The following is a 25,981-nucleotide window of genomic DNA, read 5'->3' on the forward strand; positions in this document are numbered from 1 at the left end:
CCGTACCGCGACTGAGTGACAATGGCCCTGTCACCCGGGTACGCCCGGGTGGCGGGGCCTCGGTCCCGGCAGGCCCCCTGCCGAGGGCCCACCGGAGGACACCCCACGGCGCCAGGGCGACCGGGGAGGACGAGGGAGAGACAGCGGGGATGAAGACGGACACGCCGACCGCCGGCACCGGGCAGCACTGCGCGGAGGTACGCCGTGGCCGGCCCCGCAGCGAGGCCGCCGAGCAGGCCATCTTCGGGGCCGTCGAGGACCTGATGGCCGGCGGCACCGCGCTGTCCGAGCTCACCATCGAGGGCATCGCCGCCGCCGCCGGCGTCGGCAAGGCCACCATCTACCGGCGCTGGCCCAACAAGGAGGCCCTGCTGGTCGACGTGGTCAGCCGACTGGAGGAGCCGCTGCCGGAGCCCACCGGCGCGGGCGCCCGGGCCGACCTGATCGCCCTGGTGGACCACGTCCGCCGGCGCGGCCTGGCCAAGCGCACCCGCTGGGTGCTCAAGGCCGCCCTCGGCCAGATGCAGACCCTGCCCGAGCTGTACACCGCCTACCGGGAACGGGTGATCAAGCCCCGCCGGGAGGTCGGGCTCGGCCTGATCCGCCGGGCCGTCGCCGAGGGCGTGATCCGCGACGACCTCGACCTGGAACTGCTCAACGACCTGCTGATGGGGCCGATCCTCTACCGCAGCATCCTGTGGGACGACTCCGACCTGGAGGACCCGGACCTGGCCCGCAAGCTGGTCGACTCCATGCTCGAAGGCCTCGCACCCCGCTGACCCGGCCGGACGGCGCCCCGGCCGCGCCCGCCGGACCGGACGCGGCCTCGCCCGCCGGACCGGACGCGGCCGCGCCCACCGGACCGGACGTGGCCTCGCCCACCGGACCGGACGTGGCCTCGCTCACCAAACCGGGCCACGCCGGAACCCGCTCAGCGGGCCCGACGTCTGTCCCGGCATAGGCTGAGCCGGGTATCCGATCAAACCGGCACCGGTCCGGTCGTGCCCGCACCTTCGACGGTCCGGGTACCGGAACGGCGGCGGCACGAGCGAACGGGAGCCACTTCATGGCGCAGGCGGACAGGACCGAACGGATCGCGGCCCCAGGGGGCGGCGCCGACGGCCCGGCCCCCGCGTCGCGTCGGGGCGGCTTCCTCGGCCTGCGCCACTGGGGCCGGGACGCCCGCGGCAGCACCACCTGGCGGCGCGGCCTGGTGGTCGCCGTGCTGGCCGTGCTCACCGCCGCGCTGATCGCCCTGCACGCCGAGGTCCCCAACAGCGCCGGCAACCTCGGCAGCCTGCTGGAGACCTTCCTGCCCTGGCTGGGCCTGGCCGTCCCGGTGCTGCTGGTGCCCGCGCTGCTGCGCCGCTCCGCCACCGCGCTGATCGCCCTGCTGCTGCCCGTCGTGCTCTGGGCCAACCTGTTCGGCGGCCTGCTGAGCGACAAGAGCGGCGGCAAGGGCGACTGGACGGTGGTCAGCCACAACGTCGCCGCCGCCAACACCGACGTGCCGGGCACCGTCCGCACCCTGGTGGACTCCGGCGCCCAGATCGTCGCCCTGCAGGAGCTGGCCGGCAAGCAGCTGCGCTCGTACGAGACCGGGCTCGCCGCCGCCTACCCGAACCACACCGTGGAGGGCACCGTCGGGCTCTGGTCGAAGTACCCGATCGGCGACGTCACCCCGGTGGACCTGAAGATCGGCTGGACCAGGGCCTTCCGGGCCGAGGTCACCACCCCGCAGGGCCCGGTCGCGGTGTACGTCGCGCACCTGCCCTCGGTGCGGCTGAAGGCCGAGGGCGGCTTCACCGTCAACCAGCGGGACGTCAGCGCGCAGGCGCTCGGCGACGCGATCCAGGCCGAGCCGCTGAAGAAGGTCCTGCTGCTCGGCGACCTCAACGGCACCATGAACGACCGCAGCCTGGCGCCGGTCACCTCGCAGATGCGCTCGGCCCAGGGCGCCGCCGGGGACGGCTTCGGCTTCAGCTGGCCGGCCGCCTTCCCGATGGCCCGGATCGACCAGATCATGAGCAAGGGCGGGCTGAAGCCGGTGGACTCCCGCACCCTGCCCCGGGACGGCAGCGACCACCTCCCGGTGGCCGCCACGTACCGGTACTCCTCCTGAGGGTCGGCCGGGTGAGCGCTGGCCGGGTGGGGGTCAGCCGCGGCGCCAGCGGTTGGTGATCGGCAGGCGGCGGTCCCGGCCGAAGTTCTTGGCCGAGATCTTCGGGCCCGGCGGGTACTGGCGCCGCTTGTACTCGGCGGTGTCGACCAGCCGGACCACCCGGTCCACCAGGGCCGGGTCGAAGCCGGCCGCCACGATCGCGTCCCGGCCCTCGTCGCCCTCGATGTAGCGGGTCAGCAGGCTGTCCAGCAGGTCGTAGTCGGGCAGCGAGTCGGTGTCCACCTGGTCCGGCCGCAGCTCGGCGGACGGCGGCTTGGTGATGGTGTGCTCCGGGATCGGCGGCACCTCGCCGCGCCGCCCGGCCTCCTCGTTGCGCCAGCGCGCCAGCCGGAAGACCAGCGACTTGTAGACGTCCTTGACGGGCCCGTAGGCGCCCACCGAGTCGCCGTACAGGGTCGAGTAGCCGACCGCCAGCTCGCTCTTGTTGCCGGGCGCGAGCACCAGGTGCCCCTCCTGGTTGGAGATCGCCATCAGCAGGGTGCCGCGCAGCCGGGACTGGAGGTTCTCCTCGGCCAGGCCGGTCAGCTCGACGGCGCCCAGGTAGGCGTCGAACATCGGGGCGATGGAGACGGTCCGGAAGCGCAGCCCGGTCCGGCGGGCCAGTTCGGCCGCGTCGTCCCGGGAGTGCTGGGAGGAGTAGCGGCTGGGCATCGAGACGCAGTGCACGTTCGGCGCGCCGACGGCGTCCACCGCGATCGCGGCCACCAGTGCCGAGTCGATGCCGCCGGACAGGCCGATCAGCACGGAGTCGAAGCCGTTCTTGGCCACGTACGCCCGGGTGCCGGAGACCAGCGCGGCCCAGATCTCGGCCTCGTCGGACAGCCGCGGCGCCACCCCGGCGGTGAGCGGTTCGGCGGGCGCGGCCTGCGGCTCGCCGCCCAGCTCGGTACGGACCAGGTGCAGCCCGTCGCTGAGCAGCAGGCCGTCGGTGTCGTCGCCGGCGGCGGCCGGCAGGTCGAGGTCCAGCACCAGCAGGTGCTCCTCGAACTGCGGGGCGCGGGCCAGGACTTCACCGTCCGCGCCGACCACGATCGAGTCGCCGTCGAAGACCAGCTCGTCCTGGCCGCCGACCATGTTGACGTACGCCAGGGCGCAGCCCGCCTCGGCGGCCCGGCGCCGCACCAGCTCCAGCCGCTGGTCGTCCTTGTTCCGCTCGTACGGGGAGCCGTTGACCACCAGGAGCAGCCCGGCGCCGGCCTCGCGGGCGGCGGTGACCCGGCCGCCGTCCTGCCAGATGTCCTCGCAGATCGCCAGCGCGACGTCCACCCCGTGCAGCCGCAGCACCGGCAGCTGGTCGCCCGGGACGAACCAGCGGAACTCGTCGAACACGCCGTAGTTGGGCAGGTGGTGCTTGGCGAAGCGGGTCACCACCTCGCCCCGGTGCAGCACGGCGGCGCAGTTCTGCGGGGAGCCGGCCGGGCGGTTGGAGCGCGGCGAGGCGTGCTCGGAGCGCCCGAGGTAGCCGACCACCACCGGGACCCCGCCCAGCCCCTCCGCCGCCAGCCGGGCGGCCAGGGCGACCAGCGCGGCGCGGGAGGCCTCGACGAAGGAGTGGCGCAGGGCGAGGTCCTCCACCGGGTACCCGGTGAGGGCCATCTCGGGGAAGGCGACCAGCTGCGCGCCGGCCTCCGCGGCCTGCTTGGTCAGGCGCACCACCTCGTCGCCGTTGCGGGCGAGGTCACCGACCCAGGGGTCGGTCTGGCACAGGGCGAGACGGAGATTGGGCATGCCCCGAGTGTAATCGTCTAACTGACGCAATGTCCTGGGCAGGGGTCGGCGGCGGGGGTCGGCACTGCCGGGCCGGGCGGGGATCGGCCATGATGGGGGCAACCGCTTTACGAGGTCTTTCCACGGCCTCCGGGGCGTAACACGAGCGTAAAGAGCAGAGGTGAGACTGTCCCCATGGGCAAGCAGCAGCAGTTCGTGCTTCGGACGCTCGAAGAGCGTGACATCCGGTTCGTCCGGCTGTGGTTCACCGACGTGCTCGGCTTCCTGAAGTCGGTCGCGGTGGCGCCGGCCGAGCTGGAGCAGGCCTTCGAGGAGGGCATCGGGTTCGACGGCTCGGCGATCGAGGGGTTCGCCCGGGTGTACGAGTCCGACATGATCGCCAAGCCGGATCCGACCACCTTCCAGATCCTGCCGTGGCGCTCGGAGACCCCGGGCACCGCCCGGATGTTCTGCGACATCCTGATGCCGGACGGCTCGCCCTCCTTCGCCGACCCCCGGTTCGTGCTCAAGCGCACCCTGGAGAAGGCCTCCGAGCAGGGCTTCACCTTCTACACACACCCGGAGATCGAGTTCTTCCTGCTGAAGAACCTGCCCGGCGACGGCACCCCGCCGATCCCCGCCGACCAGTCCGGCTACTTCGACCACACCCCGCGCGGGGTGGGCCACGACTTCCGCCGCCAGGCGATCACCATGCTGGAGTCGATGGGCATCTCGGTCGAGTTCTCGCACCACGAGGGCGCCCCCGGCCAGCAGGAGATCGACCTGCGCTACGCCGACGCGCTCTCCACCGCCGACAACATCATGACCTTCCGGCTGGTCATGAAGGAGGTCGCGCTGGAGCAGGGCGTGCACGCGAGCTTCATGCCCAAGCCGTTCTCCGAGCACCCCGGCAGCGGCATGCACACCCACGTCTCGCTGTTCGAGGGCGACCGCAACGCCTTCCACGAGTCCGGCGCCGAGTACCAGCTCTCCAAGGTCGGCCGGTCCTTCATCGCCGGGCTGCTGAAGCACGCCGCCGAGACGGCCGCCGTCACCAACCAGTGGGTGAACTCCTACAAGCGGATCTGGGGCGGCTCCCAGCGCACCGCCGGGGCCGGCGGCGAGGCGCCCTCGTACATCTGCTGGGGCCACAACAACCGCTCGGCGCTGATCCGGGTGCCGATGTACAAGCCGGGCAAGCAGGGCTCCACCCGGATCGAGGTCCGCTCCCTGGACACCGGCTGCAACCCGTACCTCGCCTACGCCGTCACCCTCGCGGCCGGCCTGAAGGGCATCGAGGAGGGCTACGAGCTCCCGCCCGGCGCCGACGACGACGTGTGGGCGCTGACCGACTCCGAGCGCCGGGCCCTCGGCATCCAGCCGATGCCGCAGAACCTCGGCGAGGCCATCGACCTGATGCAGCGCAGCGAGCTCGTCGCCGAGACCCTCGGCGAGCACGTCTTCGACTTCTTCCTGCGCAACAAGCACAAGGAGTGGGAGGAGTACCGCTCCGAGGTCACCCCGTTCGAGCTGCGGAAGAACCTCCAGGTGCTGTGAGCGGCTGACGGCCGCTCAAACCGTTTCCGGCCCGCTGTCGCCCGAAGGGACGACGGCGGGCCGTCCTATGGAGTGGATCTGCGACGGATCGCCGGTCGCGGTGGCGGAATGTGAAGCTTGTATGACCGGGTGTCATGGTCCGATGGGGCCTGAATGTCCGTTTCATCCTGAAAGAGGATCACATGACCTCCTCCGTCAGTCGCGCCGCCGCCACCCGACTGCTCGTCCGCCGGACCTGCGTCGTGGGTGCCGCCGTGGCCGCCGTCGCGGGCCAGCTGCTGGCCGTCCCGACCGTCGCCGACGCCCGCGGTTCGGGTACGGGCACCGGTGCGAACGCGGGTGCGCAGTACCCGCAGAACTCGCAGAACTCGCAGGCCCCGCAGAACTCGCAGAACTCGCAGGCCCCACAGAGCTCGCAGAGCCCGCAGAACTCGCAGAGCCCGCAGAGCCCGCAGAGCTCGCAGCTCCCGCAGCTCCCGCTGCACCCGAAGAACCCGCTGGAGCTGCTGCAGTCGTTGCAGTCGAAGAACCCGCTCCAGTCGTTCCAGGCGCTGCAGTCGCCGCAGCCGCACCGCCCGCAGCAGCGGGCCACCACGATCGCCGAGAACCAGCTGCCGTTCACCACCCGCTTCGAGGGCGACTTCCACGGCTCCATCACCCGGATCAGCAACTCGCTGATGACCTGCGACGAGACGAAGGCGCCGCTCGACCCGGAGCAGCCGCCCTGCGAGGACGCCCGCAAGGGCCTCGGCTCCCGGCCGATCAACAACAAGTACGAGATGAAGTACATCAACATCGACCCGGGCTCGGTCGGTCCGCTCGGCGACGGGATCTACTCCGCCAGCTCCGCCGACCTGGGCCTGATCGACGGCTCCCGGGTCAAGTACGCCCGGCTGTACTGGGGCGGCACCCGCGGCATCGACGACGTCGTGCTTCCGGAGAACCAGATCGACGAGGTGTACCTGAAGGTCCCGGGTGAGGGCCAGTACCGCAACATCGCCAACGACCAGCCCTCGATCGGCTACATCACCACCGACGTGGAGAGCAGCTACCAGGCCTCCGCCGACATCACCGACCTGGTCCGGCAGGCCGGCAACGGCACCTACACCGTCGCCAACATGGACTCGGTGGTGAAGCCGCACAGCTGGGGCGGCTGGACGATCGTGGTCGCGTACGAGAACGACTGCAAGCCGTACCGGCACATCCACCTGTGGGACGGCTTCCGGGTCGAGCTGCCGGACAGCCCGCCGCGCGAGTTCGACCTCACCGGGCTGCAGACCCCCGCCGCCGGCCCGGTCGCGGGCAAGCTCGGCTTCGTCGTCTACGACGGCGACCTCAAGTGGACCGGCGACACCCTCGCCATCAAGTCCACCAACGGCCCGCAGGCGCTCTTCTCGGACCTCAACCACGCCTCCAACGACGCGTTCAACTCCACCATCGAGGAGCTGACCCCGGCCGACCAGTTCATCCGCACCCCGTACAACCGCAACAACTTCGGCTACGACTCCAACCGTTGGGACATCTCGCCGTTCCTGCGCAACGGGGACACCGACATCAAGGTGCTGTTCGACACCGACAAGGACGGCTACGACCTGGGCGTCTTCTACGCCTACGTCAACCTGGACGGCTCCACCGAGGGCTGATCCGCCGAGGGCTGATCCACCGTCCGGCCACGGCGCCGCTGCCGCACCACCCGCACCGCGCGGGGCGGCAGCGGCGCCGCCGCGTCCCGGCCCCGCGGGGCACCGCGCAGCAGCCGCTCGCAGGGGCGCTCCACCCAGCGGTACAGGGCCCCCGCGGCCACCAGCGAGCCGCCCGCCAGCAGCAGCCAGACGCCGAGCGTCGCGGCCCCCGGCGCCGGGCGGCCCTGGACGGCCAGCCAGCAGCGGACGCCGATCTCGTGCACCAGGTACCAGGCGTACGACCACTCGCCGAGCCGCACGGCCGTCCGGCCCGCCAGCAGCCGGGGCGGGGCCCCGGCGGCGTCCCGCCGGGCGGCGGCCGCCAGCAGGGCGGCGAACAGCGGTGCGGACAGCAACTGGGAGGCGCTGTACGGGCCGTACCAGGAGGAGTCCGGGACGGCGGCGTGCCAGGGGACCAGCAGGACGTGGAAGAGCAGCACGGCGGCGGCCGCCGGGAGGAGCCCCGGCCGCAGGAGGCGCACCCGGGGGAGCACGCCGTGCCGCACGGCCAGGCCGGTGACCACGCCCAGGACGAACTGCGGGGTCCGGGCCGGCGGCAGGTAGTCCAGCAGCCAGCCGCGCACCGTCGGGTCGGCGGGCAGCAGGGCGCCGGCCGCCCACAGCACCGGGCCGAGCACGGCGCACAGGGCCGCGAGCGGCAGCCAGGCGCGCCGGCGCGGGGCCAGCAGGCGCAGCAGCGGCGGGAACAGCAGGTAGAACCAGGCCTCGGCGCCCAGCGACCAGGAGGCCGGGTTGCCGCCGTACAGGGTGGGCAGCGCCCACGGGTGCACCAGCGCCAGCGACCAGAGCGCCGCCGCCACCGGCAGCACCGCGCCGATCGCCGCGTCCGCGCCCAGGGACAGCGCGGTGGTCAGCACGTGCAGCGGCCAGATCCGGGCGAACCGGCGGCGGGCGAAGACCCACGGCCGGGCGGGCGAGGCCCCGTACGTCCAGGCCAGCACGAAACCGGAGAGCACGAAGAAGAACGTCACGCCCGAACGGCCGTACCAGGCGAGCGGGCTGAGCAGCGGCAGCTCGCCCACCTTGCGGGAGAGGTGGTAGAGCACCACCAGCAGGGCGGCCCAGAAGCGCAGCCCGGTGAGCGAGGGCAGGCGGCTGGGGCCGGTCGTGGGCATCGGCGCTCCGGGGACGGGGGCGGGGGACGGGGGCGGCGCCCGGGTGAACGAGCACGGCGGGGCCGAGGTCACGCCGACGGCGGCGGGCGGTCGCGTCCGGCGACCGGGTGCCGGGGCGCGTAACCTGCTAGGGCCCGGACGGACCTGCCAGGCCCGGACGGGCCCCTGGACGGACGGATGGAGGGGCCGATGGCGGTGGAGGAGCAGCGGGCCGGGAGCCGGGTCAGCCGGCCGGAGAACCGGCTGGTCCGGCGCGGGTTCACCGACCCGGCGCGGGCGGTGCGGCTGTTGGAGGGCCCCGGGCTGGAGGGCCTGGCCGACGACCCCGTGCTGCTGGACGCGCTCGGCGCCACCGCCGACCCCGACCTCGCGCTGCTCGGCCTGTCCCGGCTGCTGGAGGCCGCCGACGAGGCCGACCGGCACACCCTGCGCGACACCCTCACCACCTCCAAGCCGCTGCGCGACCGGCTGCTCGGCGTGCTCGGCGTCTCCACCGCGCTCGGCGACCACCTGGCCCGGCACCCGCACGACTGGCACGTGCTGGTCACCTTCGAACTGCGCGACATGCACCCCGGCCCGGAGGACTTCCGCCGCTCCCTCGCCGAGGGCGTCCGGGACGACACCCTCGGCCCCGCGAACGCGCTGCGCGTCGCCTACCGCCGCTGCCTGCTCGCCATCGCCGCCCGCGACCTCACCGGCACCACCGACCTCGCGCAGACCGCCGCCGAACTCGCCGACCTGGCCGGCGCCACCCTCCAGACCGCCCTGGACCTCGCCGCCGAGCAGGACCCGGAGGCGGCCGCGGCCTGCCGGCTCGCCGTGATCGGCATGGGCAAGTGCGGCGGCCGCGAGCTCAACTACGTCTCGGACGTGGACGTGGTCTTCGTCGCCGAGCCGCGCGAGGGCGTGGACGAGCACGAGGCGCTCAAGGCCGCCACCCGGCTGGCCGCCGCCCTCACCCGGCTGTGCGCGGACACCACCGGCGAGGGCACCATCTGGCCGGTGGACGCCAACCTGCGCCCCGAGGGCCGCAACGGCCCGCTGGTGCGCACCCTGGCCAGCCACCTCGCCTACTACCAGCGCTGGGCCAAGACCTGGGAGTTCCAGGCGCTGCTCAAGGCCCGCCCGGTCGCCGGGGACGCCGAGCTCGGCGCCGCGTACGTGGCGGCGCTCGCCCCGATGGTCTGGCAGGCCGCCGCCCGGGAGAACTTCGTCGCCGACGTGCAGCAGATGCGCCGCCGGGTGATCGACTCCATCCCGGCCACCGAGCTGGACCGCCAGCTCAAGCTCGGCCCGGGCGGGCTGCGCGACGTCGAGTTCTCCGTCCAACTGCTCCAGCTGGTGCACGGCCGCACCGACCCGGCGCTGCGCAGCGGCAACACCCTGGAGGCGCTGGCCGCGCTCTCCCGGGGCGGCTACGTCGGCCGGGCGGACGCCGCCTCGCTGGACGCCGCGTACCGCTTCCTGCGCTCGCTGGAGCACCGCATCCAGCTGTACCGGCTGCGCCGCACCCACCTGATGCCCACCGGGGCCGAGGACCTGCGCCGGCTGGCCCGCTCGCTGGCGGCGCTGATCAACGACGACACCCGCGCCGACCCGGTGGCCGCGCTGCAGCGCGAGTGGAAGCGGCACGCGATGGAGGTCCGGCGGCTGCACGAGAAGCTGTTCTACCGGCCGCTGCTCGACGCCGTCGCCGAACTTCCGCCGGGCGCCACCGGGCTCAGCCCGGAGGCGGCCCGGGCCCGGCTGGAGGCGCTGGGCTACGCGGACCCGGCCGCCGCGCTGCGGCACCTCAGCGCGCTCGCCTCCGGGGTGAGCCGCAAGGCGGCGATCCAGCGCACCCTGCTGCCGGTGCTGCTCGGCTGGTTCGCCGAGTCCGCGGACCCGGACGCCGGGCTGCTCAACTTCCGCCAGGTCTCCGACGCGCTCGGCCGCACCCCCTGGTACCTGAGGCTGCTGCGCGACGAGAGCGCCGCCGCAGAACAGCTGGCCCGGGTGCTGTCGGCCGGTCGGCTCGCCCCCGACCTGCTGCTGCGCGCCCCCGAGGCGGTGGCCATGCTGGGCGACCCGCACGGCCTGGAACCGCGCGGCCGGGCGGCGCTGCAGTCGGAGATACTGGCCGCCGTCGGCCGGGCCGGGTCCACCCACGCCGCGGTGGCCGCCGCCCGCTCGGTGCGCCGCCGCGAGCTGTTCCGCACCGCCGCCGCGGACGTGCTCGGGCGGCTCGGGGAGGACCCGGCCGAGGCGCTGGACACCGCGGGGGAGGCGCTCACCGCGCTCAACGCCGCCACCCTGGGCGGCGCGCTGCGCGCCTGCGTGGCCGGCTGGGAGGCCGAGCACGGGGACCTGCCGACCCGGATCGCGGTGATCGCGATGGGCCGCTTCGGCGGCCACGAGCTGGGCTACGGCTCGGACGCGGACGTGCTCTTCGTCCACGAGCCGCTGCTCGGCTCGCTGGAGGAGGCGGCCGCCCGGGCCGCCCAGGCGGTCTGCCACGAGCTGCGCGCCCAGCTGGGCGCGCCGTCCACCGAGCCGCCGCTGCTGGTCGACGCCGACCTGCGGCCGGAGGGCCGCAGCGGCCCGCTGGTGCGCACCCTGGCCTCGTACGCGGCGTACTACCGGCGCTGGTCGCACGCCTGGGAGAGCCAGGCGCTGCTGCGGGCCGAACCGGTGGCCGGGGACGAGGAGCTGGGCGCGCGGTTCCGGCAGCTGATCGACCCGCTGCGCTACCCCGGCGGCGGGGTGCCGGAGCGGGACCTGGTGGAGATCCGCCGGATCAAGGCGCGGATCGAGGCCGAGCGGCTGCCGCGCGGGGCCGACCCGACCACCCACACCAAGATCGGCCGGGGCGGGCTGGCGGACGTCGAGTGGACGGTGCAGCTGCTGCAGCTCCGGCACGGGTACGAGCTGCCGGCCCTGCGCACCACCCGGACCAGGGCGGCGCTGGCCGCGGCCGCGGAGGCCGGGCTGGTCGAGCCGGAGGACGCCGAGGTGCTGGACACGGCCTGGGTGCTGGCCTCCCGGGTGCGGGCGGCGGTGATGCTGGTGCGCGGGCGGCCCGGGGACAGCTTCCCGGGGGAGGCCCGGGAGCTGGCGGGGGTGGCCCGCTACCTCGGGTACGGCTCCGGGCACAGCGGCGAGCTGCTGGACGACTACCGGCGGACCACCCGGCGGGCCCGGGCGGTGGTGGACCGGCTGTTCTACGGCGCCGACTGACCGGTGCCGCGCACGGGGACGGCCCGCCCCGGGTACGCGAAAGGGGCCCCGGTCGGGGCCCCTTCGAAGACAGGCGCTAGCGGCGCGCGCTGCTGACCGCGGGCTCGCTCCACTGCTCCGGGACGGTGATCGGCCGGTCGGCCGGCGTCTCCCGGGCGGGCACCTTCGGCAGCCGGTAGACCCACTCGTGGTACATCCAGCGGGCGGTGAGGAAGCCCACCATCAGGCAGAGCTCGCCGCCGACGGCGTCCATCCAGAAGTGGTTGGCGGTGGAGACGATCACCACCAGGGTGGCGGCCGGGTACATCAGGCCGAGCACCCTGACCCAGGTGCGGCGGGCCAGGAAGAAGATCGCCAGACCGCACCACATCGACCAGCCGATGTGCATCGAGGGCATGGCCGCGTACTGGTTGGAGACGTGCGCGGCGGGCCCGGAGGCCATCGAGCCCCAGGTGCCGTGGACCTTCACGGTGTCGATGAAGCCGCCGTCGGTCATCAGCCGGGGCGGGGCCAGCGGGAAGAAGTAGAAGCCGACCAGGGCGATCCCGGTGGTCACGAACAGCACCGTGCGGGCCGCGACGTAGCGCCCGGGGTGGCTGCGGTAGAGCCAGACCAGCACGCCTATCGTGATCACGAAGTGCAAGGTCGCGTAGTAGTAGTTCATCCCCGTGATGAGCCACCCGACGCTGTCCACGGCGTGGTTGATCGAGCGCTCGACGGCGATGCCGAGGTGGTTCTCCAGGTCCCAGATCCAGCTCGCGTGCTTCTGGGCTATCGCTTCCTGTTCGGGAACCGCGTTGCGCACGATCGAGTAGACCCAGTAGCTGATCCCGATCAGCGCCAGCTCGAACCAGATCCGCGGCCTGGCCGGTGAGCGGCGCTGGGCGCTGATGCGGCTGCGCAGGGCGGCGGTACGGGACTGGGCGGCACGGGTGGCTCCATCGGGCAGGCGGCCGGGGACGGCCTTCGCTGCTTCGGAACCGCCACCGCTGGCCGCGTCGGCGCGCCGGGCGTCGCCTCGCTGGATCTCGGTCGGTTCCCCCATGGACGGCAAGTCTGCCAGACCGCTCGTAGCCGTCTGCTCATCCTCTGGAAGTGGATTCTTCACCGGCTGTCCCCCTTGAGGGGTAGGGGCCGGCGCCCACCGGGGTAGGGGGTGCTCGGGGGTTGGGTGCATACCGGTGGGACGGACATACGTCCCATTGTCACGCGCGTCGCTCCAGGGGAGTAATCGGGGTGGTCGGAGACGGTCCTCCACCTGGAACTTCCGGCGACGAAACGATTTCTGCATCTTGCTGAAACATATTGCAGGCCGCTAGCTTCCTGGGAAATCGATCGCCCCTTCCCCCTAAGGGAGCCCTCAGTGGCCGATGCCCCGCTCCGCCCCCGACGGAGCACTGCCGAACGAACCCCTGGCCGCCGCAGACCCCCGGGCCGCACGGCCGTCCTGCTGGCCGCGGCCCTGACCGCCGCCACCCTCGGCGGCGCCCCCGCGGCCCTCGCCGCCGCCCCGCCTGCCCCGCCCTCGGACGCCGCGCTGGCGGCCACCGCCGGGCGGCACGACCTCACCCGGGAGCAGTTCTACTTCGTCCTGCCCGACCGCTTCGCCAACGGCGACACCGCCAACGACACCGGAGGCATTACCGGGGGGCGGCTGGAGAACGGCTTCGACCCCGCGGACAAGGGCTTCTACCACGGCGGCGACCTGGCCGGGCTGATCCAGCGGCTCGACTACGTCCAGGACCTCGGCACCACCGCGATCTGGCTGGCCCCGATCTTCAAGAACAAGCCGGTGCAGGGCAGCGGGGCCGATGCCTCGGCCGGCTACCACGGCTACTGGATCACCGACTTCACCCAGGTCGACCCGCACTTCGGCACCAACGAGCAGCTCAAGGAGCTGATAGCCAAGGCGCACGCCCGCGGCATCAAGGTCTTCTTCGACGTCATCACCAACCACACCGCCGACGTCATCGACTACGCCGAGAAGCAGTACGGCTACCGCTCCGCCGGCGCCTACCCGACGCTCGACGCGGACGGGAACCCGGTGGACGAGACCGCCGTCGCCGACGCGGGCGCCCCCTGGCCGCGGACCACCAAGGACTCCTTCCCCTACACCCCGGTCTTCCGCACCCCGGCCGACGCCACGGCCAAGACCCCGTCCTGGCTCAACGACCCGGCGCTCTACCACAACCGGGGCGACTCGACCTTCGTCGGCGAGTCCGCCACCGAGGGCGACTTCAGCGGCCTGGACGACCTCGACACCCAGAACCCCAAGGTGGTGAAGGGCTTCGAGAAGGTCTACCAGCAGTGGGTCAAGGACGCCGGCGTGGACGGCTTCCGGATCGACACCGTCAAGCACGTCAACATGGCGTTCTGGCAGCAGTGGGCCCCCGCGCTCAAGGACTTCGCCGCCAAGCAGGGCAACAAGAAGTTCTTCATGTTCGGCGAGGTCTACTCCGGCGACCCGGCGGTCACCTCGCCGTACGTCACCAAGGGCAGGCTCCAGGCCACCCTGGACTTCCCGTTCCAGGGCGCGGCCCGCTCCTACGTCTCGCAGGGCGGCTCGGCGCGCGGCCTCGCCGACGTCTACGCCCAGGACTACCGCTACACCAGCGCCGACACCGACGCGTACGAGCTGCCCACCTTCCTCGGCAACCACGACATGGGCCGCTTCGGCTCCTTCCTGCTCGCCGACAACCCGGGCGCCGACGACGCCACCCTGCTCAGGAAGGACCGGCTCGGCAACGAGCTGCAGTTCCTCACCCGCGGCCAGCCCGTCGTCTACTACGGCGACGAGCAGGGCTTCACCGGCGCGGGCGGCGACAAGGACGCCCGGCAGGACCTGTTCGCCTCGAAGACGGCCTCCTACAACGGCGACCGGGTGCTCGGCGGCCCCTCCGGCCCGGCCGACCGGTACGGGCAGGGCGGCGAGCTCTACCAGGGCATCGCCGGGCTGGCCAAGCTGCGCCGCGACAACCCGGCCCTGGCCGACGGCGCCCAGATCGAGCGGTACGCCGCCGACGGCGCCGGCGTGTACGCCTTCTCCCGGATCGACGCCGGGCAGCAGGTCGAGTACCTGGTCGCGGTCAACAACGCCGCCGAGGCGAAGACCGTCACCCTGGACACCTTCTCGGCGGGGATGGGCTTCGACCCGGTCTACCCGGCGGCGGGCGCCCGCGTCACCAGCGGCGCCGACCGCAAGGTGACGGTCACCGTGCCCGCGCTGTCCTCGCTCGTCCTCAAGGCGGGCGGCCGGCTCGCGCCGGTGGCCGCCGCGCCGCAGCTCTCGGTGCAGCCGCCCGCGGACGGCTCGACCGGGCTCGTCACGGTCGGCGCCACCACGGACGGCGGCTTCAACCGGGTGAGCTTCGCCGCCCAGATCGGCAACGGGCCCTGGCAGACCCTGGGCACCGCCGACAACGGCGGGTACAAGGTCACCCAGGACCTGGCCGCCGTCGCCCCCGGCACGGTGGTCCGCTACAAGGCCGTCGTCCGGGACTCCAGCGGCCACCTGCGCTCCGCCACCGCGAGCTTCACCACCGGCACCCCCGCGCCCAAGCCCGCGCCCACCGCCGGCTCCCGCCCGTACGCCGTCGTCCACTACAACCGGCCGGACGGCGACTACGACGGCTGGAACCTCTACGCCTGGGGCGACCTCGCCGACGGCGAGGCCACCCCGTGGCCGGCCGGGCACGCCTTCACCGGGCGGGACGCGTACGGCGCCTTCGCGTACGTGAAGCTCAAGCCCGGCGCCTCGGACGTCGGCTTCATCGTGGAGAAGGACGGCGTCAAGGACGTCGACGCCGACCGGCACCTCGACGTCGGCAGCACCGGCGAGGTGTGGCTGAAGCAGGGGGACGCGACCGTCCGCACGGCGAACCCGGGGCCGCCGGCTGGGTCGACCGGTCCTGGCCAGCCGGCGAACACCGCCGTCATCCACTACAACCGGGCCGACGGCGACTACGACGGCTGGGGCCTGCACGACTGGACCGGCGCCGCCACCCCGACCGACTGGGGCAAGCCGCTGGCCCCGGCCCGCCGCGACGCCTTCGGTGCCGTCTTCGAGGTGCCGCTCGCCCCCGGGGCGACCAGCCTCAGCTACATCCTGCACAAGGGCAACGACAAGGACCTGCCCGCCGACCAGTCGCTGGACCTCGCCGTCAACGGCAGGGAGGTCTGGGTGCTCGGCGGCCGCGAGGGCTACCTGCTGCCGCAGAACCCGGCCGCCTCCTCGCAGATCGACCTCACCGGCGCCAAGGCCCAGTGGATCGACGCGAGGACCGTCGTCGTCCCGGCGAACTACGGCGCGGGCGACGACGCCCTGGCCGGCGGCACCAGTGCCCAGCTGGTCTACGACCCCGAGGGCGGCATCCGGGCGGACAAGGGCGCGCTGACCAAGCCCGGCAAGTGGCTGCGGCTCACCCCGGCCAAGGGCGGGCTGACCGACGCGCAGAAGGCCGAGTACCCGCACCTGGCGGGCTACCGGGCCTTCACCGTGGACCCCAGGGACGCCGCCCGCGTCCCGGCCGCGCTCCGCGGCCAGCTGCTGTTCACCGAACACCTGCCCAGCGGCGCCGTCCTGGCCGGCACCGGGGTGCAGACCCCGGGCGTGCTGGACGACCTGTACGCCGGGCGGACCGGCAAGGTCGACTTCGGCCCGGCCTACTACAACGGCAAGGTGGCGCTGTCGCTCTGGGCGCCGACCGCGCAGGAGGTCTCCGTCCAGGTCTTCGACAGCGCCACCGGGGGCACCCCGAGGACGCTGCCGCTGAAGCTCGACGACGAGACCGGCGTCTGGGAAGTCGTCCGCGACAAGGGCGAGTTGGACGGCAGGTACTACCTGTACCAGGTGAAGGTCTGGGCGCCGTCCACCCAGCAGCTGGTGGTCAACACCGTCACCGACCCGTACTCGGTGGCGCTGTCCACCGACTCCCGGCGCAGCCTGGTCGCCGACCTCGACGCCAAGGCGCTCAAGCCCGCGGGCTGGGACGACCACGCCCGCCCGCAGGCCGTCCCGCCGGCGCAGCAGCAGATCCAGGAACTGCACGTCCGGGACTTCTCGGTGGAGGACCCCACCGTTCCGGCCGCCGAGCGCGGCACCTACCTGGCGTTCACCGAGTCGGACTCGGCCGGCATGCGGCACCTGCGGGACCTGGCCAAGGCCGGGGTGACCACGGTCCACCTGCTGCCGACCTTCGACATCGCCACCGTCCGGGAGAACCGGGCCGACCAGAAGCTGCCGGCCTGCGACCTGAAGTCCCTTCCGGCGGACGGCCCGAAGCAGCAGGAGTGCGTGGCGGCCGTGGCCGCCGACGACGCGTACAACTGGGGCTACGACCCGCTGCACTACAACGTGCCGGAGGGCTCGTACGCCACCGACCCGAACGGGGTCGCCCGCACGGTGCAGTTCCGGCAGATGGTGCAGGCGATGCACGCGGCCGGGCTGCGGGTGGTGCTCGACGTGGTCTACAACCACACCGCCGCCAGCGGCCAGGCCGAGCACTCGGTGCTGGACAAGGTGGTTCCCGGCTACTACCAGCGGCTGGACGCCGACGGCAAGGTGACGGCGGACAGCTGCTGCGCCGACACCGCGCCCGAGCACGCCATGATGAACCGGCTGGTGGTCGACTCGGTGACGCTGTGGGCCCGCGAGTACAAGGTGGACGGCTTCCGCTTCGACCTGATGGGCCTGGACCCGAAGTCCACCATGCTGGACGTGCAGGCCGCGCTGCGGAAGATGACGCCGGACTCGGACGGCGTGGACGGGAAGAACGTGTTCCTCTACGGCGAGGGCTGGAACTTCGGCGCCGTCGCGAACAACGCCCGGTTCGAGCAGGCCACCCAGCAGAACATGGCCGGCACCGGCATCGCCACCTTCGACGACCGGATCCGGGACGCCGCCCGCGGCGGCAACTTCATGCTGAACTCCGCCCCGCAGCAGGGCTTCGCCTCGGGCCTGTACACCGACCCGAACGGCTCGGCCGCGAACGGCACCCCGGAGGAGCAGAAGGCCCGGCTGCTGCACCAGATGGACCAGCTGAAGGTCGGGCTGACCGGCAACCTGGCCGGCTACTCCTTCACCGACAGCTCCGGAAAGCCCGTCACCGGCGCCCAGGTCGACTACAACGGCGCCCCGACCGGGTACGCGGCCAAGCCCGGCGAGGCGGTGGAGTACGTGGACGCCCACGACAACACCGACCTCTTCGACGCGCTCGCGTACAAGCTGCCGACCGGCACCGCGCCCGCCGACCGGGCCCGGATGCAGGCGCTCGGGCTCTCGCTGACCGCGCTCACCCAGGGCGCGGGCTTCGCCCAGGCCGGCAGCGACCTGCTGCGCTCCAAGTCGCTCGACTCCAACTCCTACGACTCGGGGGACTGGTTCAACGCGATCCACTGGGACCCGGCCCAGGGCAACGGCTGGGGCCGCGGCCTGCCGATGGCGAAGGACAACCAGGAGCAGTGGCCGGCCGCCCGGTCCCTGCTGGCGAACCCGGAGCTGACCGTCGGCGCGGCCGACATCCGGTCGGCCTCGGCGCAGTACCAGGAGTTCCTGCGGATCAAGCAGTCCTCGCCGCTGTTCTCGCTGCCGAGCCTGGCCGCCGTCCAGCAGCGGCTCTCCTACCCGCTCTCCGGCACCGCCGGTGAGACGCCCGGGGTGATCACCCTGCACCTGGACGGCACCGGGCTGCCGGGGGCGGAGAAGGGCGTCACGGTGGTCTTCAACGCCACGCCCACGGCGCAGGCGCAGACCGTGCCGGCGCTGAAGGGCACCGGCCAGGCGCTGCACCCCGTCCAGGCGGGCGGGGCGGACCGGGTGGTGCAGCGGTCCGGCTTCGACGCCGCGACCGGCACCTTCACCGTGCCGGGCCGCACCGTGGCGGTGTTCGTCCAGCGCTGACCCGCCGTCGCCGACCGGTCGGCACCGGTTCGTTCCGGCGCCGACCCGTCCGACACTGATTCGTACACCCCGACAACTCCCGGGCCCCGTACCACTGTTCAGGTGGCGCGGGGCCCGGTCGCGGTCGGCGGGGGCACGGTTGCGTTCCGGACGCACGATGGCCGGAAACCGTTGATGGCACGGCCGGAACTGTGACGTGCCGGGTCTGCCGGGCGCTGTCGGCCACCCGCCGGGGCCGGAACCGGCCCTGAGTGCTGGTCACCGACTGCCGGTGGTGATCGAACTTTGTCCGGGGCCATGAAAACCGTGTTCACGAGTTCGTCGTGGGGTAACACAACTGACGGAGCGCCCTCCATACGGTTTCGGTAATGAATCGGCCAATCCGTGGCATGCATCTGTCATTAACGGCTCGTTTGCTGCCACGATTCCCCCGGCTGTAGACGAGGGGACCCCACCCCCCGGTGCAGCTGTTCCAGTTCAGGTGCAGCGCGTCCGACCCTGCAACGAGTTGTGAGCACCGCATCCGCACTCCCGTCGCACCCGGCGGGGGCCCCCACTGCGCCGCGACCCCGCGGCTCAGGTTTCTCTCCACCGTGCGCGACCCAGCGCCGGTCGGAAAAGGAGTCCGCATGTCCCGTTACGCTCACGCACGGAAGGCGGCGGTTGTCATGGCCGCCTCCACCGCGCTGCTGGTCACCGGCATACCGGTGATCGCCCAGGCGGCCACGCCGGACGCGCCGGCCGCCGTCGCGGCCCAGCAGGCGAACCGCGCCCAGCTGATCTCCGCCGCGAACCAGCAGACCACCAGCCTCGCCCAGAGCCTCGGGCTGAGCGGTGAGGAGAAGCTGGTCACCAAGGACGTCTTCCAGGACGCGGACGGCACCCGCCACCTGCGGTACGAGCGCACCCTCAACGGACTGCCCGTCCTGGGTGGGGACCTGGTGGTGCACCAGGCGCCCACCGGTGCGACCAAGAGCGTTGACCGGGCCAGCACCGCCCCGCTGAGCGGTGTCAGCACCACGCCGAAGCTGGCCGCCCCGGCCGCGCAGACCGCCGCGCTCGCCGCCGAGCAGGGCACCGCGGTCGACACCGCGCCGCGCCTGGTGGTCTGGGCCGCGGACAACAGCCCCCGGCTGGCCTGGGAGACCGTCGTCTCCTCGACCAAGTCCGACGGCACCCCGAGCAAGATGCACGTCGTCACCGACGCCACCAGCGGCCAGGTCATCCAGCAGTGGGACGGCATCGAGACCGGCTCCGGCAAGGGCGTCTTCGTCGGCAACGTCACCATCGGCACCACCCAGTCGGGTTCGTCGTACCAGCTGAAGGACGGCACCCGCGGTGGGATGTACACCACCAACCTGAACCACGGGACCTCGGGCACCGGCACGCTGTACAGCAAGTCCACCGACACCTGGGGCGACGGCACCGTCAACAACGGCGAGTCCGCCGCGGTCGACGCCCACTACGGCGTCGCGGCCACCTGGGACTACTACAAGAACACCTTCGGCCGCAACGGCATCCGCAACGACGGTGTCGGCGCCTACAGCCGCGTCCACTACGGCAACAACTACGTGAACGCGTTCTGGGACGACTCCTGCTTCTGCATGACGTACGGCGACGGCAGCAACAACACCGCGCCGCTGACCGAGCTGGACGTCGCGGGCCACGAGATGAGCCACGGCGTCACCGCGGCCACCGCCAACCTGACCTACTCCGGCGAGTCCGGCGGCCTCAACGAGGCCACCTCGGACATCTTCGGCACGATGGTCGAGTTCTACGCCAACATCCCGACCGACAACCCCGACTACCTGATCGGTGAGTTGATCAACATCAACGGGGACGGCACCCCGCTGCGCTACATGGACAAGCCGTCCAAGGACGGTGCCTCGGCCGACTACTGGTCCTCCACCGTCGGCAACAAGGACGTCCACTACTCGTCCGGTGTCGCCAACCACTTCTTCTACCTGCTGTCCGAGGGCAGCGGCGCGAAGACCATCAACGGCGTCAACTACGACTCGCCGACCCAGGGCAACATCGCGGTCACCGGCATCGGCCGGGACAAGGCGGCGGCCGTCTGGTACCGCGCGCTGACCACCTACATGACCTCCAGCACCAACTACGCCGCGGCGCGCACCGCGACGGAGAAGGCGGCCACCGACCTGTACGGGGCCGGCAGCGCCGAGCTGGCCGCGGTCGGCACCGCCTGGGCGGGCGTCAACGTCGGCACGGCGCCCAACCCGGGCGGCGTCACCGTCACCAACCCGGGCAACCAGTCCACCGCCGTCGGCGGCGCGGTCAACCTGGCGATCAAGGCCACCGGTGGCACCGCCCCGCTGACCTACTCGGCCACCGGCCTGCCCACCGGCCTGTCGATCAACGCCTCCACCGGCGCGATCACCGGCACCGCCTCCACCGCGGGCACCTACAACGTGACCGTCACGGCGAAGGACTCGGCCGGCAAGACCGGTACGACCAGCTTCACCTGGACCGTCTCCACCGGTGGCGGCGGCTGCACCCCGGCCCAGCTGCTGGGCAACGAGGGCTTCGAGTCGGGCACGGCCACGCCGTGGACCGCGTCGAGCGGCGTGGTGGACAGCAGCGCCTCGCAGGCGGCCCACAGCGGCTCCTGGAAGGCGTGGCTGAACGGCTACGGCTCCACCCACTCGGACTCGCTGTCGCAGACGGTGAGCATCCCGGCCGGCTGCAAGGCGACGCTGAGCTTCTGGCTGCACATCGACACCGCCGAGTCGGGCACCACCGCGTACGACAAGCTGACCGTCTCGGTGAACGGCACCGCGCTGAAGACCTACTCCAACGTGGACGCCGCGGCCGGCTACCAGCAGCGCACCTTCGACCTGTCGGCCTACGCGGGCCAGACGGTCACCGTGAAGTTCGCCGGGACCGAGGACGCCTCGCTCCAGACCAGCTTCGTGATCGACGACACCTCCATCCAGACCGGCTGAGCCCGGGCCGGCTCCTGACGGGCCGGTGAACCAGGACAGGTGAGGGGCCCGGCGGCTACGGCTGCCGGGCCCTTGTCGTGCCCGCTCCTCCTGGCCCGGCCCCGGCTCGTCCTCGGCTTCTCCTCGGCTCCTCCCGGGTCTGCTCCCGGGCTCGCTCCCCGGCTTCTCCCGGGCTTTCGACCAAGGTCTTGACGGCCCCCGCGGGTGCCTCTAGGTTCGGCGCTGCAAGTTTCCGGCAAGTTGCAGAAACTTCCTGCAGTTCCCCTGCGGCCCTTCCGCAGGCTCCCCCTCCGGCTGCCCCACCCCAGCCACCCCCAGGAGACGACGTGGTCACCACCGCCCCCGCCCGCCGGCCCGCCCGCGCGGCCGGTGCGCTCGCCGCCTCGGCGGCGCTCGCCCTCTCGCTCGGCACCTCCCTCGGTGCCCCCGCCGCCCAGGCCGCCCCGCCCGCCAACAACGGCAAGGACGTCACCGCCACCCTCTTCGAGTGGCGCTTCGACTCCGTCGCCCAGGCCTGCACCTCCACCCTCGGGCCCAAGGGCTACGGCTTCGTCGAGGTCTCCCCGCCGCAGGAGCACATCCAGGGCGCGCAGTGGTGGACCTCCTACCAGCCGGTCAGCTACAGGATCGCCGGACGGCTCGGCGACCGCACGTCCTTCAAGAACATGGTCGCCACCTGCCACGCGGCCGGGGTCAAGGTGATAGCCGACGCGGTGGTCAACCACATGTCGGCGGGCTCCGGCACCGGCACCGGCGGCACCGCGTACACCAAGTACAACTACCCCGGCACGTACCAGGACCAGGACTTCCACGGCTGCCGCCAGCCGATCACCAACTACCAGGACCGCGGCAACGTCCAGAACTGCGAACTGGAGAACCTCTCCGACCTGGACACCGGCAGCGCCTACGTCCAGACCACCATCGCGCACTACCTGGACGACCTGGCCTCGCTCGGCGTCGACGGCTACCGGATCGACGCCGCCAAGCACATCGCCGCCGCCGACCTCGCCGCGATCAAGGCCAGGATGGCCAACCCCAAGGCGTACTGGGTCCAGGAGGTCATCTACGGCGCCGGCGAGCCGGTCCAGCCCACCGAGTACACCGGCACCGGCGACCTGGACGAGTTCCGGGCCGGCACCGACCTCAAGCGGATGTTCACCACCGACAAGCTCGCCAACCTCAGCGGCTGGGGCGCCTCCTGGGGCTACCTGCCGAGCGGCCAGGCGCGCACCTTCGTCGACAACTGGGACACCGAGCGCAACGGCTCCACCCTCAACTCCACCTACGGCAACACCTACACGCTCGCCAACGTCTTCCTGCTGGCCTCGCCGTACGGCGCCCCCAACGTCCACTCCGGCTACTCCTTCGCCAACAAGGACGACGGCCCGCCGAACGGCGGCACCGTCAACGCCTGCTACCAGGACGGCTGGAACTGCACCCACGCCTGGCGGCAGATCGCCAACATGGTCGGCTTCCGCAACGCGGTGGCGGGCACCGGGGTGAGCAACTGGTGGTCCAACGGCGGCAACGCGATCGCCTTCGGCCGCGGCGGCAAGGGCTACGTCGCGATCAACCACGAGGGCGCCGCGATCACCCGGACCTTCCAGACCGGGCTGCCGGCCGGCACCTACTGCGACGTCCAGCACGGCGACCCGCAGGCCGGCGGCGGCTGCACCGGCCCGACGTACCAGGTGGGCGCCGACGGGCAGTTCACCGCGACGGTCGGCGCGGGCGACGCGGTCGCGCTGTACGTCCAGCCCGGCGCGAGCGTCTCCGGCGCCTCGTTCAACGTCAACGCGACCACCACGCCCGGGCAGAACATCTACCTGGTCGGCGACGCCGCGGCGCTCGGCGGCTGGGACCCGACGAAGGCGCTGCCGCTCTCCTCGGCGGGCTACCCGGTCTGGTCGCTGGCGCTGTCGCTGCCGGCCGGCACGTCCTTCCAGTACAAGTACGTCCGTAAGGACGCGAGCGGCGCGGTGACCTGGGAGTCCGGCGCCAACCGGACGGCGACGGTGCCCTCGGGCGGGACGGTCACGCTGAACGACACCTGGCGGCCGTGAGGCCGGAGCGGACCGGGGCCCCGTCGGCATCGACCGACGGGGCCCCTCCCGCGGCCCTCCGGGCCGGGGTTCAGCCCCGCCCGATGTAGGGCATGGCCGTCGCCATCACGGTGGCGAACTGCACGTTGGCCTCCAGCGGCAGCCCGGCCATGTGCCGTACGGTGCGTGCCACGTCGGCCACGTCCATGGTCGGCTCGGGGGCGATCCGGCCGTCCGCCTGTCGCACGCCCGCGCCCATCGCCGCCGTCATGTCGGTCGCCGCGTTGCCGATGTCGATCTGCCCGCAGGCGATCCGGTACGGGCGGCCGTCCAGCGACAGCGACCTGGTCAGGCCGGTCACGGCGTGCTTGGTCGCGGTGTAGGCGATCGAGTGCGGGCGCGGGACGTGCGCGGAGATCGAGCCGTTGTTGATGATCCGGCCGCCCCGCGGGTCCTGCTCCTTCATCCGCCGGAACGCGGCCCGGGCGCAGAGGAAGGCGCCGGTCAGGTTGAGGTCGACCACGGCCCGCCAGTCCTCGACCGCCAGCTCGTCCACCGGGACGGCCGGGCCGAAGGCGCCGGCGTTGTTGAACAGCAGGTCCACCCGGCCGTGGCGCTCGGCGGCCGCGGCGAACAGCGCGTCCACCGCGGCCGGGTCGGTGACGTCGGTCGGCACCACGTCGGCCGGGCCGGCGCAGAGCGCGGCGGTCTCCCGCAGCGGTCCGGACCGGCGGCCGGCCAGCACCGTCCGCCAGCCGTCCGCGGCCAGTTCCACCGCCACGGCCCGGCCGACGCCGCTCCCGGCTCCGGTGACGACGGCGATCCGCTGGTTCATGGCACCCTCCTCGATGACTGTTCCCGGTCGGCCCCGGCCTGGGCGTGCCCTGGGCATGGCCTGGGCACAGCCTGGGCAAGGCCTGGGCGTGCCCCGGAGATCTTCGCGGATCCGGGGGCCGCCGTCACTGGTCGAAGCCGCCGAGGAGCTGGTCGAATCACCAGAATCCGGACGATTCGACGGGGCTCCGACGGCCACCCCCGCCGACCGGCCCCCGCCGACCGGGGGGACGGGTGAAGGCTTTTACCTGATCGCGAACAAACATTGGATTTCCGGTGGCCACCGCGCAACCGGGCCACCCCGGCCTACGTCATAAGATCGCAGGAAGGCGCACCCCCGCGAAGGGGCGGCGCGCCATCACTCCGGGGGACGCGCCAGCGCTGTGCCCTCGGGCATGTCCGGCCCCACCGGGGGGCCGCCGCCCGGTCACGGACCGGGCGCGACATCGGTCGGAGAGTCCTCACCGTGCTTAGGCAGTCGTCCCGTTCCCGCGCCGTCCTGTCCGGCGCCGCCGTGCTCGCCCTGGCCGCCTCGCTCGCGGCCTGCGGGAGTTCCGGCGGTGGGAAGGGGGACAGCGCCACGGCGAGCGCCGGCGCGACCGGCGGCAGCTCGTCGGGCAGCCCGAGCACCACCGGCACCGGCCAGCCCGCGACCGGCAGCGCGACCCCGGCCGCCGCCTCCGGCAAGGTACTGATGCCCACCGGGCCCGCCGCCGCCCTCAGCAAGTCCCGGGACACCGGCGCCGGCCCGATCATGATGACCAAGGTGACCGGCGCGAAGTCCGGCGTCACCGGCCAGGTCTGGGTCTGGCTGCCGCCCGAGTACAACGACCCCAAGTTCGCCAAGACCGGCTTCCCGGTGCTCACCCTGTTCGCGGGCGGCCAGAGCAACGGCTACAACACCTGGACCGACAACCAGCTGCCGATCCAGGAGGAGAACGAGCGGCTGGTCAAGGAGGGCAAGTCCCACCCGTTCATCATGATCATGCCGGTGCAGAACTTCAACGGCGACGAGAAGAACGCGCTGGACTGCTCCGACATCCCGGGCCAGGCCAAGATGGCCACCTGGATGGCCGAGGACCTCCCGGACTTCGTCCGCGCCAACTTCCGCACCGTGAAGGGCCGCGACGGCTGGGGCGTGATGGGCGCCTCCACCGGCGGCTTCTGCAGCGCCAAGCTCGCCCTCCAGTACCCGCAGGTCTACAAGGCCGCGGTGCCGATCGACGGCTACTTCATACCGGACTCGGGGCTGTGGAAGGGCCACGACGCGGAGAAGGCCGCCAACAACCCGGACGTGCTGGTCACCCAGGGCAAGGCGGACGTGAGCATGCTGGTCACCGCGGGCGGTGCCAACCCGTACGAGACCAAGGTGGTCAAGAGCTGGGTGGAGAAGGCGGTGCCGCCGGTGAACCTCCAGTACCACGAGCAGCCCGGCGGCAAGCACCTGACCTCGGACTTCAAGAAGATGATCCCGGACACCCTGGTGTGGCTCACCGCCCACCTGGCGGGGCCGGCGGCCGACTGAGGCCCCTGCTCCGACCTGTTTCCCACCTGCTCCCACCGCTGCCGCCGGTGCCGGGACGCGTTCGCGCTCCCGGCACCGGCGGTTCTGCTTCCGGAGGGTCTGTGCGCGGGCCTTCCCCGGGTCTTCCGGCGGCTTCCCCGGCGGGCCCGCCGGGAGGGGTCCCGGTGCGGTTCCGCCGCCCGTCGGCAGCCCCGTGACCTGCGCGTCAATCGGACATTGATTCGCTTCTGATCGACTGC

General features: G+C 72.6%; 13 protein-coding genes. 9 read left to right on the plus strand and 4 right to left on the minus strand.

What is annotated here, in order from left to right:
* The first annotated feature begins 149 nt into the window (after nt 1-149).
* Both ACLWS4_RS04410 and ACLWS4_RS04415 read left to right on the plus strand, forming a co-directional pair.
* Nucleotides 150-779 carry a TetR/AcrR family transcriptional regulator gene (locus ACLWS4_RS04410; protein ID WP_049652790.1) on the plus strand — a complete coding sequence of 210 codons (630 nt, stop codon included), beginning with the start codon at nt 150-152 and terminating at the stop codon, nt 777-779.
* Between the two features lie 287 nt (nt 780-1,066).
* The gene (locus ACLWS4_RS04415) at nt 1,067-2,122 is read left to right on the plus strand and encodes an endonuclease/exonuclease/phosphatase family protein (protein WP_416873408.1); all 1,056 of its coding nucleotides are present in this window, start codon (nt 1,067-1,069) and stop codon (nt 2,120-2,122) included.
* A 33-nt stretch (nt 2,123-2,155) separates the two neighbouring features.
* On the opposite strand, the gene ACLWS4_RS04420 is transcribed toward ACLWS4_RS04415, so the two are convergent.
* Complete coding sequence (locus ACLWS4_RS04420) at nt 2,156-3,910, minus strand: NAD+ synthase (RefSeq protein ID WP_416873409.1); 1,755 nt, start codon at nt 3,908-3,910, stop codon at nt 2,156-2,158.
* Between the two features lie 174 nt (nt 3,911-4,084).
* Here ACLWS4_RS04420 and glnA point away from each other — a divergent pair, with 174 nt between their 5' ends.
* On the plus strand, nt 4,085-5,446 hold the full coding sequence (gene glnA, locus ACLWS4_RS04425; protein ID WP_049652796.1) for a type I glutamate--ammonia ligase: 1,362 nt from the start codon (nt 4,085-4,087) through the stop codon (nt 5,444-5,446).
* 182 nt (nt 5,447-5,628) lie between these two features.
* Nucleotides 5,629-7,089 carry a hypothetical protein gene (locus ACLWS4_RS04430; protein WP_416873410.1) on the plus strand — a complete coding sequence of 487 codons (1,461 nt, stop codon included), beginning with the start codon at nt 5,629-5,631 and terminating at the stop codon, nt 7,087-7,089.
* Here ACLWS4_RS04430 and ACLWS4_RS04435 read toward each other — a convergent pair.
* Complete coding sequence (locus ACLWS4_RS04435) at nt 7,056-8,264, minus strand: acyltransferase family protein (protein WP_416873411.1); 1,209 nt, start codon at nt 8,262-8,264, stop codon at nt 7,056-7,058. The two genes, ACLWS4_RS04430 and ACLWS4_RS04435, sit on opposite strands and share 34 nt — an antisense overlap.
* Before the next feature lie 189 nt (nt 8,265-8,453).
* Here ACLWS4_RS04435 and ACLWS4_RS04440 point away from each other — a divergent pair, with 189 nt between their 5' ends.
* The gene (locus ACLWS4_RS04440; protein ID WP_375874044.1) at nt 8,454-11,480 is read left to right on the plus strand and encodes a bifunctional [glutamine synthetase] adenylyltransferase/[glutamine synthetase]-adenylyl-L-tyrosine phosphorylase; all 3,027 of its coding nucleotides are present in this window, start codon (nt 8,454-8,456) and stop codon (nt 11,478-11,480) included.
* Nucleotides 11,481-11,556: 76 nt separating this feature from the next.
* Here the strand turns inward: ACLWS4_RS04440 and ACLWS4_RS04445 are convergent, their stop codons facing one another.
* Nucleotides 11,557-12,525, minus strand: a complete 969-nt coding sequence (locus tag ACLWS4_RS04445) for a phosphatase PAP2 family protein (protein ID WP_416873412.1) — start codon at nt 12,523-12,525, stop codon at nt 11,557-11,559.
* Between the two features lie 318 nt (nt 12,526-12,843).
* Here ACLWS4_RS04445 and pulA point away from each other — a divergent pair, with 318 nt between their 5' ends.
* From pulA to ACLWS4_RS04460, 3 genes are all read left to right on the plus strand, one after another.
* Nucleotides 12,844-18,378, plus strand: a complete 5,535-nt coding sequence (pulA, locus tag ACLWS4_RS04450) for a pullulanase-type alpha-1,6-glucosidase (RefSeq protein WP_416873413.1) — start codon at nt 12,844-12,846, stop codon at nt 18,376-18,378.
* Nucleotides 18,379-19,007: 629 nt separating this feature from the next.
* Nucleotides 19,008-21,341 carry a M4 family metallopeptidase gene (locus ACLWS4_RS04455; RefSeq protein WP_117487480.1) on the plus strand — a complete coding sequence of 778 codons (2,334 nt, stop codon included), beginning with the start codon at nt 19,008-19,010 and terminating at the stop codon, nt 21,339-21,341.
* 326 nt (nt 21,342-21,667) lie between these two features.
* A complete protein-coding gene (locus tag ACLWS4_RS04460; protein WP_416873414.1) occupies nt 21,668-23,404 on the plus strand; it encodes a carbohydrate-binding module family 20 domain-containing protein in 1,737 nt (578 codons plus the stop codon).
* A 70-nt stretch (nt 23,405-23,474) separates the two neighbouring features.
* Here ACLWS4_RS04460 and ACLWS4_RS04465 read toward each other — a convergent pair whose 3' ends face one another.
* Nucleotides 23,475-24,218 (minus strand): SDR family oxidoreductase, encoded by a 744-nt coding sequence (locus ACLWS4_RS04465; protein WP_416873415.1) that lies wholly within the window; start codon nt 24,216-24,218, stop codon nt 23,475-23,477.
* A gap of 465 nt (nt 24,219-24,683) precedes the next feature.
* Between ACLWS4_RS04465 and ACLWS4_RS04470 the strand changes: the two genes are divergently transcribed.
* On the plus strand, nt 24,684-25,742 hold the full coding sequence (locus ACLWS4_RS04470; RefSeq protein WP_079271752.1) for an alpha/beta hydrolase: 1,059 nt from the start codon (nt 24,684-24,686) through the stop codon (nt 25,740-25,742).
* The last annotated feature ends 239 nt before the right edge of the window (nt 25,743-25,981 follow it).

This window comes from Kitasatospora sp. SC0581, from assembly GCF_048159585.1.
Taxonomy (GTDB): domain Bacteria; phylum Actinomycetota; class Actinomycetes; order Streptomycetales; family Streptomycetaceae; genus Kitasatospora.

Coding starts and splice junctions, on each gene's coding strand:
- ACLWS4_RS04410 (WP_049652790.1), top strand. CDS start 150: ATGAAGACGGACACGCCGACCGCCGGCACCGGGCAGCACTGCGCGGAG.
- ACLWS4_RS04415 (WP_416873408.1), top strand. CDS start 1,067: ATGGCGCAGGCGGACAGGACCGAACGGATCGCGGCCCCAGGGGGCGGC.
- ACLWS4_RS04420 (WP_416873409.1), bottom strand. CDS start 3,910: ATGCCCAATCTCCGTCTCGCCCTGTGCCAGACCGACCCCTGGGTCGGT.
- glnA (WP_049652796.1), top strand. CDS start 4,085: ATGGGCAAGCAGCAGCAGTTCGTGCTTCGGACGCTCGAAGAGCGTGAC.
- ACLWS4_RS04430 (WP_416873410.1), top strand. CDS start 5,629: ATGACCTCCTCCGTCAGTCGCGCCGCCGCCACCCGACTGCTCGTCCGC.
- ACLWS4_RS04435 (WP_416873411.1), bottom strand. CDS start 8,264: ATGCCCACGACCGGCCCCAGCCGCCTGCCCTCGCTCACCGGGCTGCGC.
- ACLWS4_RS04440 (WP_375874044.1), top strand. CDS start 8,454: ATGGCGGTGGAGGAGCAGCGGGCCGGGAGCCGGGTCAGCCGGCCGGAG.
- ACLWS4_RS04445 (WP_416873412.1), bottom strand. CDS start 12,525: ATGGGGGAACCGACCGAGATCCAGCGAGGCGACGCCCGGCGCGCCGAC.
- ACLWS4_RS04455 (WP_117487480.1), top strand. CDS start 19,008: ATGTCCCGTTACGCTCACGCACGGAAGGCGGCGGTTGTCATGGCCGCC.
- ACLWS4_RS04465 (WP_416873415.1), bottom strand. CDS start 24,218: ATGAACCAGCGGATCGCCGTCGTCACCGGAGCCGGGAGCGGCGTCGGC.